This window comes from Sphaerotilus montanus (assembly GCF_013410775.1).
GTDB lineage: Bacteria > Pseudomonadota > Gammaproteobacteria > Burkholderiales > Burkholderiaceae_C > Sphaerotilus > Sphaerotilus montanus.
Genome location: NZ_JACCFH010000001.1, coordinates 4,087,493 through 4,101,432, shown reverse-complemented (window position 1 = coordinate 4,101,432; position 13,940 = coordinate 4,087,493). Strand labels below are relative to the sequence as shown.

The window sequence follows — 13,940 nt, the reverse complement described above, 5'->3', positions numbered from 1 at the left end:
AAGGAACCCCTCCCATGGACATCCAGGTTCTCGGCACCGGCTGTGCCAACTGCCGCAACACCATCGCCCTGATCCAGCAGGTCGCCCAGGCCCGCGGCGCGGCGATCACGCTGAGCAAGGTCGAGGAGATGCGCGACATCGTCGGCTATGGCGTCATGGCCACGCCCGGTGTCGTGGTCGATGGCAAGGTGGTCCACGCGGGCGGTGTGCCGACCCGGGAAAAGGTCGAGCAGTGGTTTCGCGGCTGACCTGCCTGACCCTGGCGGGCCTGCTGGCTGTCAGCGCATGGCCGCCAGCCGCCGCGCAGACCGGCGCCCGACTGGCCGCCGACAAGGGCTGCTACAACTGCCACGGCGACCCGCCGAAGAAGAAGACCCCCAGCTTCGCCACGCTGGCCAAGGACTATGCGCAGTACCAGGGCCAGCCGGACAAGGAAGCCGCCCTGGCCGAACAGCTGCGCACCGGCAGTTTCTTCGGTCACGTCGACGCCCACGAGCGCCTGAGCGCCGAGGACGCCCGGGCGCTGGTGCGCTGGATCGTCAGCGGCAGTCCACCACCTTGAACTCGACCCGCCGGTCGACGGCGTCCTTCAGGTCGTCGCTGCCGGTGCCGACGAGGTTGTCGCGCCAGCCCACGCCGGAGGCCTCGATGCGCTGCACCAGCGCCGGATTGGCGGTTTCGAGCTGCTGGCGGACCGCGTCGGCACGCTGGGCCGACAGCAGCACGTTGTAATCCTCGGCGCCGCTGTGGCTGGAGTGGCCGACCACCTGCAGGCACGACGGCACGTCCCCCGCCTGCCGGGCGATCTCGCGCAGCCATTCGGGGTAGAACTTGCTGATGGCAGGATCGGGCCAGAACTCGGTCTTGCCCGGCGCGAACAGCAGCTTCACGCCCATCACCCGGGTCTTGAGGCCGAGCGCGACGATGCGGGCGAAGGCTTCCTGCGCCTCCTGGTCCCGGCCCGAGCGGATGGCGGACAGGTAGGTGCCAACCAGCGCCTGCATGGTGTCCGCCCCGGGCAGCGTGGCCGCCGAGCGGTAGAGGTCCAGCGCGCGGTCGTAGCGGCCGGCGGCGTAGGCGGCGCCGGCTTCGTCCAGCCGGGCGATCGGCAACGTGCGGTCGCGTTCGGACAGGGCCGTCCCTCCGGCCGTCGACGAGGCGTCCGCCTCCCCCGACGCGAGCGAGAACGGGCTCTCGCGGAAGAAGTTCACCGGCGTGCCGTCCATGCCGGCGTCCACCACGGAGGCTTCGCTGCGGGCCAGCGTGCGGCCGTCATGCAGGCTGACCAGACGCATGTCGAGCCTGACGCGGTCCGTGGCCCGGCGCCCGTCCGGGAGCAGGGCCGCCGTGAGCGTGGTGTCCAGCCGGAGTTCGCTGCGCGCCGCCGCGGCGGCGGTGAACGGCACCAGCTCGATCCCGCGGTGCTGGCTCTTCAGATGCACGGCGATCAGCTCGCGCACACGCACCGTGCTCACCGTCTGTTGCCGGCTGCCGGCATCGACCACCGGGGCGACGTAGACGCGTGTCGAGCGGCTCAGGTAGCGGGCCAGACCGCGCTGCTCGTCCAGAAGGCGCACGGTCTGGTCGGTCGCCATGCCCACGGCCTGCGCCAGCGGCAGGTCGGCCGTGATCGCAGGCGGCGGCGGCGTGGCACATCCGGCGAGGGTCAGCAGCGCGAACAGGGTGCCCAGACCGACCAGGTGCCGGAGGCCGGCGGACAGGCGCGGGGGATGCAGAGGCATGGTGCAAGCTCCTTCTTCAAGGTTCAAGGCGAGGCAAGACGGACGACTCATTCGCAGGCAGGGTTCGACGTGCGCTCGCTGCCCGCAGGCTCCAGCGAGCGGCGACGCAGCCAGTCGATGCAGGCCTCGGAGGTTTTCTTGCGCGCAGCCACCTCGGTCGGGCGGACTGTTGTCGGAGGCAGCTCAGGCACCGGGGACACGGAAGCCTGCTTCGGCTTCGGTGTCGGCGCGGGCGCTTGCACCTGCGGCGGTGCAGGCGGCTTGGGCGGCGCCTTCGGTTTCACTGGCAACGGCGGCGGCGGGACGGGCGGAACCCGGTGTCCAGCGCCCGCGGGACGCTGGTCGAGGGCATCCGCCATCGCTGCAGCCACGGGCTCGGCCGTCGGCGGGCGGTTGATCCAGAGCACGGCGAACACCGCCGACAGCGACACCAGCAGGCCGCCCAGCGTCATCAGCCCGGTGCGGTCCGCCTTGGCTGGCGGGGCCGGCGGCACGGATGGCAGCGGTGCAGGCGCCGGCTTGGGCGCCGCGACGCTCGGCGCATGGCGTTCCGACCAGCCGAGCGCCATGCGCAGCGCCGCGATGCTGCCGAGCCGGTCGGCCGGCTTCGGCGCCAGCGCGCTGCGCAGTGCACGGCGGCGCAGCGGATCCGGCTCGGCCCGCTCCAGCTCGGCCCAGCAGTCCGGCGCATCGGCCTGGCGCCGCGACAGGCTCGGCGGTGCCGAGCCGGTCAGCAGCCAGTGCGCGAGCGCGGCGACGGCATGGACATCCGTCCAAGGCCCCGTCACCAGTCCAGCCAAACGGCCCGCCTCGGTCTGCTCCAGCGCCAGCCACGGCGACAGCGGCTGGCGGCTCGGGTCGGTGTCCGGCAGCGGCAGACACCAGGTGCCGCTGTCGAGCACGACCACGCGCTCCGGCGTCAGGCTGCCGTGCAGCTCGCCCAGCCGGTGCAGCGACTCGACGGCGTTGCAGCAGGCGTGCAGCCCGGCGTCCACTGTGGCGCGGTCGGGCCAGCCGGGCCCCGCCTCGGCCACCTGGCGCAGCGTGCGGCCAGTGGCCGGCGACAGGCAGACCCAGGCCGTGCCGTTGGCCTCGCCCCGCGCCTCGATGCGGACCAGCGCGGAGTGCGCCAGCCGCGCCAGATCGGCCGAGCGGCCCGCCTGCTCCCAGTGGCCGGTCAGGCGGGTCCAGCGGGCGAGCCAGTCGCGGAAATCGTCTTCGGCACCCGGCACGGGCACGACCTGCGCGCCGACACGCGCGACCAGCCCGACCGGGCAGCCCTCGCGGATCGTCACGGCACGGCCGCTGTGGCGCTCCACGGCGTCGTAGTCGAAGCCGTCGAGGTCTTCGCCATGACACGCGCCAAGCTCGTAGGCACCAAGGCAGGAACCCGGTGCCAGCGGCACCGGAACAGAAGGAATGGCAGGATGAGGTGACATGAGCGGCTGGATTATGGAAAAACCACACGCCTGTGACCTTGCGCATTGGCCTGTTTCACCCTGTCGCTTCAGCATAGGCAAAGTTTCGAAGGGGTTCCGGCAATGAAAGAAGTGATCAATACAACAGTGGGCCTTGCTGGCGGGTCTGGGACCCCTGCAGAGGTCCCATTTGGTACCGATCTGGCGAAGGCCCTGAACCAGGATTGCCACTGCCTGACGCTCGACCGGGACGCCCTCGCCCGCGCGCTGGATGCGGAACTGGGCGCGCCCGGCCTGTCGGCGCTGCTGCGCGAGCGCTGCCCCTTCGTCTTCGCCGCGCAGCCCGTGTTCGTCGCTGGCGCGCACCTGCGGCGCATGGGCGAGGTCATCCGTGCGGTCGAATCGGTGGTCGCCCTGCCGGCGTGGCACGAGCGCGTGCTGGCGGCCGCACCCGAAGCGGCGCGCGTGCCGCTGCCGCCGGGCCAGCGGCTGCCACGCAGCGTGTTCTTCGGCCACGACTTCCACCTCGACCACGACCAGCTCGGCCTGATCGAGGTCAACACCAACGCGGGCGGCGCGCTGCTGAATGCCCTGCTCGCCCGTGCGCAGCGCGCCTGCTGCCCCGAGATGGCACCGCTGGTACCGACGGCGGCCCAGGCGGCGGCCTTCGAGGCCGCGATCGTCGCCATGTTCCGCGCGGAATGGCAGCACACCGGACGCACCGCACCCCTGCGCACCATCGCGATCGTCGACGAGGCCCCCGCGCAGCAATACCTCTACGCCGAGTTCCTGCTCTTTCGCACCCTGTTCGAGCGCCACGGCCTGCAGGCGGTCATCGCGGATCCGGCGGAACTCGACTGGCGCGCCGGCCAGCTCTGGCACGGCGACACCGTGATCGACCTGGTCTACAACCGGCTGACCGACTTCTACTTCGAGCAGCCCGCCAGCGCCGCGCTGCGCCAGGCGTGGCTGACGCAGACCGCCGCCATCACGCCCCACCCGCAGGCCCACGCGCTCTACGCGGACAAGCGCCACCTGGCCGTCTTCAGCGACGAGGCCGAACTGGTCGCGCTGGGAGTGCCCGCCGAGACACGCGCGGTCCTGCTGGCACACGTGCCGCACACCGAAGTGGTGGCCGCGGCCGACGCCGAGCGGCTCTGGGCGGCGCGGCGCGGCCTGTTCTTCAAGCCGGCAGGCGGCTACGGCAGCCGCGCGGCCTGGCGCGGCGACAAGCTCACCCGGCGTGTCTGGGACGAGATCCTGGCCCGCGACGGCGACTACGTCGCCCAGGCACTCGCCACGCCCGGCCAGCGCCAGCTGGAGGCCGACGAGACCCGGCGCCCGATGAAATTCGATCTGCGCGCCTACGCCTATGACACGCAGGTGCAATGGGTGGCCGCCCGGCTCTACCAGGGACAGACCACCAACTTCCGCACCGCAGGGGGCGGCTTCGCACCGGTCTACAGCACCTGCTGAACCGTACTTCGGTCGGGGGGCGGGCGCGTGTCAGCGCGGCAGAATTCCCGCATGAACCCGCCACTCCGCCCCCAGCCAGGTTGTGACCGCGTCCGTCGAGAAGCTTCGCCAGCACGGGCCTGCGGCAGACGCTCGCGGCACACCCGCCGCTACGTCACCTCGCTCATCCACCTGGCACGCGCGATGGACATCCAGGCCCTCGACCGCCTGCGCCTGCGGGCCCGCCAGTCGGGCAGCGGCGGCGTTCTCGGACTGAACACGCTGACCGAGACGCTGATCCTGCCGACAGGCGCAGTTCACCCCTGATGCCGCGCGCGCGGCTCACGGACACTGGGCGGACGTGCGCACACGCGGCAGCACCTGCGCCCGGTAGCAGCCCTGCATGTTCGGCGTGCTGCAGTCCGCCGTCCGGGTCCCCGACCAGTAGTTGCAGAACAGGTTGCCGCCCGCACGGGCGCAGCCGAGATACCGCGCACCCTTCCAGACCATGGCCGTGAAGTGCCCGGCCGCGCCGGACGGATCCTCCGGCCGGTAGTCCGACACCTCGCTGTACCAGGACTGCACCGCTTCGGCGCCCGTGGGCACCTCGGACGAACCGTACAGGTTCTCGCCGAGCGGCCCGATCGGCGCGTTGTAGGAATCGCTGTGGTCAAACCCGCCCTGGCGGACCCAGTGGCGGGCATAGGCCGCGACCCCCGCGTGCCACGCCAGCGGCGCAACACCATGCAGGCAGCGCACCTGGTTGTGGGCCCGCAGGATGTCCTGCGCAAACGCGGCGTCGTCCGCCGCAGCAGCGACAGCGGTACCCGCAACCGCGAGTCCGGACAACAGGATCCGCCAGGGAAAGCGCAAGCGCATCACGTACTCCTCGGCCAAGGAGCTTGGCTGACCGCATCTTCGGCCAGAACGCCGCGAAATACCGTGAACAATTGCCACCCGATCCTCCAGATTGAGGAGGATCGGCACTGAAACGTACCACTGCTGGCGCCGCAGAATTCCGGCCCATGCACGCTCCTCCACACCATCTGCGCCGCCTCTGCGCCGTTCTGGGTCTCGTCGGGACGACCGCCCACGCCGCCACGGTCACGCCACCCCCTCCGCTGAAGGGCTATGGCATCGTCGCCTACAGCACCCCGGACGCGGTCACCACGGCGTGGATGGACCAGCGCTTCGAGGTGCGACTGGCCGGGCCGAAGCCGACGTCCCCCGCGGTGAAGTGGATGGGCTACCAGGACATCCACGGCATCGGCTCGATCGCCGAACTGCTGGAAATGAAGGACTGGGCGCTGGCCAGGCGGCTCGTGCCCGAAGAGATGCTGCTGCACGCCAAGGCGAACTACACCGCCCGGGTCGGGCGGATCTTCGACGGCCTGGACCGCTTCGACGCCTTCGAGGGCCGCAATGGCGTGCTGCGCAGCACGGACGGACGCAGCGTCACCGACGTGTCCGCCACCGCCTACGCGGGCCAGGTGGCGCTGTCGGGACAGACCTACCTCGGCTACGAGGAGCCGTTCGCCGACATCCGGTTCACCTTGTCCACGGCGGGGGCCGACGTCGTGCGGACCGTCCAGTACTGGAACGGCAGCGGCTGGGCCACGCTCTCGGCTGGACTGCAGGACGGCACGGCCGCCTTCACCCGGTCGGGCACGCTGTCCTTCGTGCCGCCGGCCGACTGGCAGCCGACCAGCCTGAACGGCTCGCGCCGCAAGTACTTCGTCCGCATCGTCGTCAGCGCGGCCCGGGTGGTCCCGGTCAGCAGCCAGATCCGCGGCGACGACTGGCTCGGCGCCACGCCGCAGAGCGGCCGGGGCTGGGACGCCAGCAGCCCGACCATCGTGCACCGCGGCACCCCGCTGGCCTACAACCCGACACCACCCGCCGGTGCCTCGGCGAAGTTCCCGTACCAGGCGCGCATCGCGTTCTGGTCGAGCAACCACTTCATCGCCAATCCGGCCGACCGGCAGGGGCTGGCCGATGGCAGCTGGGCGACCTTCCTCGCCAGCAAGATCGTCAAGGACAGCCGCAGCAGCGGCGCCGGCGGCGTGATGTGCGACGACGGCGAGCGCGACGTGGCCGACGACGGCGTGCCGGCCAGCGCCACCGATTTTGTCGACAAGGCCGCCGGCGCCACCTGGGCAGCCGCCACGCTGGCCAGGTACCGCAACGTCGTTCGCCTGACCCGGCAGCAGCAGCCCGCGCTGCTGCTGGGCGTGAACGCCACGAGCACCGCGCTGGTCAAGTCAGGCCAGTGGAGCATCGCCGAGTACCACACCTTCGTCTGGAAGACCAACGACCTGCGCGGCATCACCACCGGCGACGACGGCCGTCCGAACACGATGGCCTACGACGACTACCTGCCCGCCCGCAACCCGGCCGGAACGCAAGGCGTGTTCCTCTACGCCGACACGCAGGACACGGTCGCCGCGGGCAGCGTGGCCTGGGACCGCGGCAACCGCGGCCCGATCGTCGCCCTCAGCAAGCACCACATCGCCCGCAACGCGAACACCGCGTTCGCCTACTACTCGCGCGGCGGCTACATCTACAGCGAGACCGACGAGGTGCTGCGCGTGGACGGGGCCGTGCTGCACCAGGCGAAACAGGCGCTGCCGCGGCTGGACCAGGTGCGGCGCTGGGCGACGTGGTTTCCGGCCATGGGCGTCGACATCGGTGTGCCCGACCCGCGCGGCTACCGGGCCGGTGCACGCGACCTGGCATGGAAACGGGGCACGGACCTGGGCGGCGGGCCGGATGTCTGGCGGCGTGACTACACGAAGGCGATCGTGCTGCACCGACCCGCAGCGTGGAACACCACGGCGTCGCAGTACACCGTCCACTCGCCGCCGATCGACCTGGGCGGGCGCTACCTCCCGCTCGCCGCGGACGGCAGCGTCGGCGCCGCGGTCACCCGCGTCCGGCTGCGGGCCGGAGAGGGGGCGATCCTGATGAAAGCCGCGCCCTGAGTCAGCAGGACGCTGCCGTGCTGCTCAGGCCCCAGAACCACCGCCTGACAGCGGAACGACCCCGTCGTCGCACGCCTTGGCAAAGCAGGCCCAGTCGGTCTGCACCTCTTCCGCGCAGGCATGCGCCAGATCGATCAGGCGGCCCTGCCACTTGGCTTGCTGGCCAAACGCGATCAGCTCGTCGGCCGTGGCAGCGCCTCCGCGCCCGCTGCTGCGCAACTGCGCCCAGGCCAGGCACTGCCCCATGACCACCAGCAGTTGCTGCAGCCGCGCGACGGGACGGCCGACCTGCGACAGCGTCACCCGGTCTTCGCTCGGCAGCAGCGCGCGCAGGACAAACGGCGTGTCCTCCAGCCGGACCGCGTGCAGGAAGGCCATGCTCGCGGCCTGCATGCGCTGCTGGATGGCCACGATGCGGTGGGCCTCGTCCGGCCACGCCGGCTGCACGGTGGGCACGTGGCCCTGCAGCGACGAGGGCAAGGCCTTCTTGAGATCCAGCAGGTAGTTGCCGTCCGGCGAGCCCTTGCCGCGCACGAGCACGATGTAGCGCTCCACCCCGAGGCTGCCGGTGCCGGCGATGCGCCGCGCCACGTCGAGCACGTCGAAGAACCGCGGTCGGGACTGCTCGCGGGCAAAGCCGGTCATGAAGGCGCGGACCTTCTCCTGCTCGTCCTCGCCGGCCTTCAGTGCCTTGTGCCCGTCGACGCGGATGCGGCGCTGGCGCCCTTTCAGCGCCGTGCGGCTGTCCAGGAACTCCGGGCGGCTGCGCCCGCGCACCGCCTGCAGCAGATCGGACACCGGCGGCCGGGCCGTGTCGCGGTCCACCCAGCGCGCCTTGCCATCGACCAGTGCCTGCACGTAGGCGTGCAGCAGGACCTCGCACAGCTGGCGCGAGGAAGACGCCACGCGACGACCCAGGCTCCGGCTCTGCCGCCCCACCACGACGCTGGTCAGCAGCCGCACCAGATCCCAGGTGGCCGGTGCGAGCAGCGATTCGTCGAAGTCGTTGATGTCGAACTGCACCTGCCGGCTGTCGCCCTTGTAGCTGCCGAAGTTCTCCAGGTGCAGGTCACCGCAGGTCCACACGGCCGGCGCCTTGCGCAGCTCGGACGTCACCGGCAGGCGGGCGTGGAACAGGTGGCAGGTGCCGCGCAGGAACACGAACGGGTCGGTGCGCATGGCCTGGTACTTCATGGCCAGCCGGACCGGATCGCGGCCCTCGTTGAAACGCAGGATCTTCTTGACGATGTTCATGGACGATCCAGGGCGTTGAAAACGATGGCTGCCGCAGCGACTCAGCGCTCCTGCAGTTCCAGGGTGAGGTGGCTGGCGCGGGACCAGTTCGCCACCTCCTCGCGCAGCAGGTGCATGCTGCGCGGGTACTCGGCGGCCCAGGCACGGTCCAGCCGCAGCACGACCGTGTCCTGCTGGCACACCAGACCGGGCCGGAAGGCGCCCAGCTCGTTGCGGGCATGGCAGAACAGCACCGCCAGGCGCAGCGCCAGGATCTGGGCGTCGCGACCGGCATCGCCCAGCACCGCCTCGACCTTGCGCAGCCCGCCGCGCTGGCCCAGCACCAGATCGGCGAGTCGGCGCTGCTGGCTCTGCGAAAAGCCCGGCGCGTCGATGTGGGCCAGCAGGTAGGCGCTGTGGCGGTGGTGGTCGTGGTGGGAGATGCTCATGCCGATCTCGTGCAGCCGGGCCGCCCAGACCAGTTCCTGCTGCAGCACGGCGGACGCGTCCGGTGCGATCTGCCCGAACAGGTGCTGGGCCAGCTGCTGGACACGCGACGCGTGCGCCCGGTCGCACTGGAAGCGGCGCTGCAGGTCGCCGACCGTCTCGTCCTGCCAGCTGTGGCCGTCCTTCTCGCGCCGCACCTGGATGCGCTGGTGCAGATCGAAGATGACGCCCTGGCGCAGTGCCGCGCGGGTCGGCCGGATCTCGTCGATGCCGAACTCGTTCATCACCGCGCCCAGGATGGCCAGCCCGCCGGGCAGCACGGCCCGGCGCTCCGCCAGCAGGCCGGGCAGCTCCAGTGACTGCAACGCATCCGCCGCGACGCACTGCTTGCGCAGCCAGCGCAGGCCGTCCTGCGTGATCGCCCCATCGCCGCGGCCGGACTGCAGCAGGATCTGGCTCACGGCGCTGGCGGTGCCGGACGAGCCGAGGGCCTCGTCCCAGCGTTCCTGCCGGAAGGCCTGCACGGATTCTTCCAGCACCGCCTCGGCGTTGATCTGGGCCTGGCGGAAGCGGTGTTCGGTGCAGCGGCCATCCGCAAAGTAGCGCTCCGACAGGCTGACACTGCCGATCTGGAACGATTCGGCGAGCTGCGGCTTGAGGTTGCGGCCCAGGATGATTTCGGTCGAACGTCCGCCGATGTCGATCACCAGCCGGGGATGCGCCGCCGGCTCGATGCGCGACACGCCGGCGTAGATCAGCCGCGCCTCTTCCCGCCCGGAAATCACCTCGATCGGATAGCCCAGCGCCTCGGCGGCGCGGGCCAGAAACTCGTCGCGGTTGCCCGCTTCGCGCAGGGTCTGGGTGGCCACGGCACGCAGCTGCATGGCGGGCAGGCCGCCCAGCCGCTGGCGGAAGCGCGCCAGACAGGCCAGCCCGCGCTGGGTGGCCAGCGGGGTCAGCCGGCCGCGGGCATCGAGGCCGCCGCCCAGTCGCACCATCTCCTTGAGGTAGGCAATGCGCTGGTAGCGGCCCTCGCGGATCTGGGCCAGCTCCAGCCGGAAACTGTTGGACCCCAGGTCGACGGCCGCGAGCACGCCGCGCCAGTGCAGGCCCTGGCTGTCCGTTGCCAGGTCAGGGAGGTGGGCGGAATTCAGTGTGCTCGGGACAGGAGCGCAGGCAGCCAGGATGGTCATGACGACAAATTAAGTCGGATCGATGACAGCTTGATGGCAAGGCCGCTGCCCGGCCATGCCGGCGTGCACGGCAGCGCCTTTTCCCACACTTCAGCGCTTCTTGCCCGACTTCGGACGGCCGGTCTTGAGCGGCGTCACGGCCTTGAGCGCCGCGAGCAGCGCCTCGTCGGGCAGGGCCGACAGCGCCGCGATGCCCGCGCGGAGCACCTCGCTCTTCTTGGCGTGGTGCGCCAGCGCCAGCGCCCGGCTCTTCAGCACCTCGATCTGGGCGTACTCGTTTTCGGGAAAGGTGAAACTGTCGCGGACGAGCTTCTGCTTCACGGCAGGCGCCGCCGGCACGGTCACCGGCGGGACCGGCGCGGCCGCGGGGACGGCAACGACCTTGGCGCGGGGCGTGCGGGGGGCGCGCTTGCGGGCAACGGGGGACTGGACGGGATCATTCATTCTGTTCTCCTAAACGGTATAAACAGTATAGTTATTTTAAAAACACAGTGGCGACCATCGGCGCATGTCCCCGCGACACTTCACGGAATTGCGGCAGACTCGGGCCCCCCGCTATTCGGACTGCAAGCGACCGGACTGATGCGCACCGACTTCCAACATGCACTCCCTGGCGAGAACCTCTATGGCAGTGACCCGGCCGGACTGATCTGGGGGTTCCGGTTCTCCGCACCCGCCGGTCCCGCCGATGCGGAGGTGTCGCTGCAGGCCGAGCCGATCTCGTCGACCCAGGCCCGGCAGTGGCTGGCCGACCACCCCGACGAGGACGGTGACACCGCCGGAGCCGGCCTGCTGTGGCTGCACTTCAACCTGGCCAACAACGCCACCGAACGCTGGCTGCGCGACCACGCCGATCTCCCCGAGGCCTTCTTCGAATCACTGCGCGGCGGCCTCAATTCAACCCGCGTGGAGCGGGTCGAGCAGGTGCTGCTGGCGGTGGTCAACGACCTGCAGTTCGACTTCTTCTTCGAGCCGACCGACACCGCCACGCTGTGGATCTGCCTGAACCGCCGCCTGCTGATCACCGGGCGCCGCAAGCCGCTGCGCTCGATCGACCAGCTGCGCGTGGCGGTGCGCGATGGCGAGCCGGTGCGCTCGACCGCCGACCTGCTGGCGCAGTTGCTGCGGCACCAGGCCGACATGCTGGTCGACCTGGTGCGGCGGGCCACGCTGCAGATCGATGACGTGGAGGACCAGCTGCTCGCCGGACGCCTGAACCACAAGCGCTCGCGCCTGGGCGCGATGCGGCGGCTGCTGGTGCGCCTGCAGCGGCTGCTGCTGCCGGAGCCGGCGGCACTGTTCCGCCTGCTCCAGCACCCGCCGGTGTGGATGGCCGATCTGGACGTGCAGGACCTGCGCGATGCGACGGAAGAGTTCTCCGTGGTGCTGCGCGACATGGTGTCGCTGCAGGAGCGGGTGAAGCTGCTGCAGGAAGAAGTGGCCGCGCAGATCAACGAGCAGACCAACCGCAGCCTCTTCGTGCTGACCATCGTCACCGTGCTCGCACTGCCGATCAACCTCACCGCCGGCCTGCTGGGCATGAACGTCGGCGGCATTCCGCTGGCCGACCACCCGCATGGCTTCCTCGTCGTGGTGAGCATCGTGATCGCGTTCACCATCATCGCGGGATGGGTGGCATTCCGGCGCCGGGACGACGGCGGATGAGCGCGGGTCGCGAACGCCAGGTCGTGCTCGACCTGCGCACCGGCACCGACCCCGCCGCGCGGCTGGCGCAGCTGCACGCCACCTGGCGCGCCGACCCGCTGCGCGGCGAACGCCTGATCGTCCTCGCGCTCGATGGCCCGGACAGCCTGGACAGGGACGGCGCGCAGGTGCAATGGATGCGGGTGCCCGGCGAATCCGGCGATGTGGAGCAGCGCCTGCGCGGACTGCAGGCGCAGGTGGGCCGCTTCCTGCTCGATGCCCGTGTCACGCTGACGCCCGATCTGCTGCGGCGGCTGAACCGGCTGGCCGCGCCCGGCGCCACCCTGGTGACGCCCCGAACCGACGCCTCGGTGCGGGACGGCCTCGCGCGCAACGGCTTTGTCGTGGACGCGGCGGAATCCGGGTCCACGCAGGCCCGCTTCGCGCCGCGTTTCACCCTCCCGCAGCCGGCCGCGTTTCGCCCGCCGCACCAGGGGCCGCGCGAGGCGCTGGTCCTCGGTGCCGGACTGGCCGGGTGTGCCGCCGCCTGGGCGCTGGCGCGTCAGGGCTGGTCCACCACCGTGCTGGACCGGCAAGCCGCCCCGGCGCAGGAGACTTCAGGCAACCCGGGCGGCCTGATGCACGGCACCTTCAACGCCCCCGACAGCCTGCACGCGCGCTGGTTCCGCGCCGCGTCGCTGCTGACGGCCCGGCTGGCCCGTCCGGCGATTGCCTCGGGCGCGGTCGCAGGGGATCTGCGCGGCTTCGTGCGGCTGGAAGACCGGCTGGACGCCACGCAGGCCGCGGCGCAGCTCGCCCGGGTCGGTCTGCCGGACACCTATGTCCGCTGGGTCACGGCCGCCGAGGCGCGCCACCACACCGGCCTGGACGTGCCCACTGGCGGCTGGTTCTATGCCGATGCCGGCTGGCTGTCACCGGGCGACTGGTGCCGCTGGCTGCTCGCGCAGGCGGTGTCGGCAGGGCTGGCGCGCTTCCAGGGGCAGACCGAGGTCGCCGCATTGCGGCGCAGTCCATCGGGTGAATGGCAGGCGCTGGACCACCAGGGGCAGTTGCTGGCGCAGGCTCCGGTGGTCGTGCTGGCGAATGCCGGTGCGGTCAACCGGCTGCTGGCGCCCCACGCCGCGGCGCTGCGGCTGCAGGCAGTGCGTGGCCAGACAACGTTGCTGCCCGCCGACACGCCGGGGCTGTGTCCGCCGCGGATGGCCTTGTCTGGGCAGGGCTACGGCCTGACGCTGCCAGACGGCCGCGTGCTGACCGGCGCAACCAGCCAGGCCGAGGATCTGGACGGCAGCGTCCGGCTGGCCGACCACCAACACAACCTGGCGCGCGCCGCACAGCTCGGAATCTGCCTGCCGGACATGGCAGCGCGGGAGACCATGGCCACGGCAGGCCGCGTCGGCTGGCGCGCCACCACGCCGGACCGGCTGCCGGTGATCGGCCCCCCCGTCGACCGCACCGCCTTCGATGCCGCACGCCAGAGCGGACGGACCCGGCTGGACGGACTGCGCCACGTACCGCGCTGCCACGGAGCCAGCCACGGCCTGTTCGTGCATGCAGGACTCGGATCGCGGGGCATCACCAGCGCGGCGCTGGGCGCGCAGGTCCTCGCCGCATGGGTCACGGGAGCGCCCTTTCCGGTCGAGGCCGCACTGCGGGACGCGCTGGATCCGGCGGGCGAAAAAAAAGGCGACTCCCGGGGAGCCGCCTTGTGAAGCGATGGAGATTTCAGGACCAACTTCTCCATCGAATGGAAATCGACAGACAGACAACAAAATCGACCTTGAGCCTAAGCACTTTGTGCAGTGG

Annotated in this window: 13 protein-coding genes; 7 read left to right on the top strand and 6 right to left on the bottom strand. The window is 71.1% G+C overall.

The window, feature by feature from the left end; all coding sequences use genetic code 11:
• Positions 1–14 precede the first annotated feature (14 nt).
• Both BDD16_RS18635 and BDD16_RS18630 read left to right on the top strand, forming a co-directional pair.
• Complete coding sequence (locus BDD16_RS18635; protein WP_179635319.1) at positions 15–248, top strand: thioredoxin family protein; 234 nt, start codon at positions 15–17, stop codon at positions 246–248.
• Positions 233–562 (top strand): c-type cytochrome, encoded by a 330-nt coding sequence (locus BDD16_RS18630; RefSeq protein WP_179635318.1) that lies wholly within the window; start codon positions 233–235, stop codon positions 560–562. The genes BDD16_RS18635 and BDD16_RS18630 overlap by 16 nt, the downstream gene beginning before the upstream one ends.
• On the opposite strand, the gene BDD16_RS18625 is transcribed toward BDD16_RS18630, so the two are convergent.
• On the bottom strand, positions 540–1,742 hold the full coding sequence (locus tag BDD16_RS18625; protein WP_179635317.1) for an OmpA family protein: 1,203 nt from the start codon (positions 1,740–1,742) through the stop codon (positions 540–542). The two genes, BDD16_RS18630 and BDD16_RS18625, sit on opposite strands and share 23 nt — an antisense overlap.
• Before the next feature lie 47 nt (positions 1,743–1,789).
• Positions 1,790–3,181, bottom strand: coding sequence for a serine/threonine-protein kinase (locus BDD16_RS18620; RefSeq protein ID WP_179635316.1), 1,392 nt, complete (start codon positions 3,179–3,181; stop codon positions 1,790–1,792).
• 102 nt (positions 3,182–3,283) lie between these two features.
• Between BDD16_RS18620 and BDD16_RS18615 the strand changes: the two genes are divergently transcribed.
• Both BDD16_RS18615 and BDD16_RS18610 read left to right on the top strand, forming a co-directional pair.
• Entirely contained in the window at positions 3,284–4,636 is a 1,353-nt protein-coding gene (locus BDD16_RS18615; protein ID WP_246332607.1) for a hypothetical protein, read from the top strand.
• 51 nt (positions 4,637–4,687) lie between these two features.
• Positions 4,688–4,942, top strand: coding sequence for a hypothetical protein (locus BDD16_RS18610; protein WP_179635315.1), 255 nt, complete (start codon positions 4,688–4,690; stop codon positions 4,940–4,942).
• A gap of 15 nt (positions 4,943–4,957) precedes the next feature.
• Here the strand turns inward: BDD16_RS18610 and BDD16_RS18605 are convergent, their stop codons facing one another.
• Positions 4,958–5,494: a CAP domain-containing protein gene (locus BDD16_RS18605; RefSeq protein ID WP_179635314.1), complete on the bottom strand. Its 537-nt coding sequence runs from the start codon at positions 5,492–5,494 to the stop codon at positions 4,958–4,960.
• Between the two features lie 146 nt (positions 5,495–5,640).
• Between BDD16_RS18605 and BDD16_RS18600 the strand changes: the two genes are divergently transcribed.
• Positions 5,641–7,596, top strand: coding sequence for a hypothetical protein (locus BDD16_RS18600; RefSeq protein ID WP_179635313.1), 1,956 nt, complete (start codon positions 5,641–5,643; stop codon positions 7,594–7,596).
• 24 nt (positions 7,597–7,620) lie between these two features.
• Here BDD16_RS18600 and BDD16_RS18595 read toward each other — a convergent pair whose 3' ends face one another.
• From BDD16_RS18595 to BDD16_RS18585, 3 genes are all read right to left on the bottom strand, one after another.
• On the bottom strand, positions 7,621–8,850 hold the full coding sequence (locus tag BDD16_RS18595; protein ID WP_179635312.1) for a DUF2252 domain-containing protein: 1,230 nt from the start codon (positions 8,848–8,850) through the stop codon (positions 7,621–7,623).
• A 41-nt stretch (positions 8,851–8,891) separates the two neighbouring features.
• The gene (locus tag BDD16_RS18590) at positions 8,892–10,469 is read right to left on the bottom strand and encodes a Ppx/GppA phosphatase family protein (protein WP_179635311.1); all 1,578 of its coding nucleotides are present in this window, start codon (positions 10,467–10,469) and stop codon (positions 8,892–8,894) included.
• Positions 10,470–10,559: 90 nt separating this feature from the next.
• On the bottom strand, positions 10,560–10,913 hold the full coding sequence (locus tag BDD16_RS18585) for a hypothetical protein (protein ID WP_179635310.1): 354 nt from the start codon (positions 10,911–10,913) through the stop codon (positions 10,560–10,562).
• A gap of 138 nt (positions 10,914–11,051) precedes the next feature.
• Between BDD16_RS18585 and BDD16_RS18580 the strand changes: the two genes are divergently transcribed.
• Both BDD16_RS18580 and mnmC1 read left to right on the top strand, forming a co-directional pair.
• Positions 11,052–12,134 (top strand): transporter, encoded by a 1,083-nt coding sequence (locus BDD16_RS18580; RefSeq protein ID WP_179635309.1) that lies wholly within the window; start codon positions 11,052–11,054, stop codon positions 12,132–12,134.
• Positions 12,131–13,846, top strand: coding sequence for an FAD-dependent 5-carboxymethylaminomethyl-2-thiouridine(34) oxidoreductase MnmC1 (gene mnmC1, locus BDD16_RS18575; protein WP_179635308.1), 1,716 nt, complete (start codon positions 12,131–12,133; stop codon positions 13,844–13,846). The genes BDD16_RS18580 and mnmC1 overlap by 4 nt, the downstream gene beginning before the upstream one ends.
• Positions 13,847–13,940: the final 94 nt, after the last annotated feature.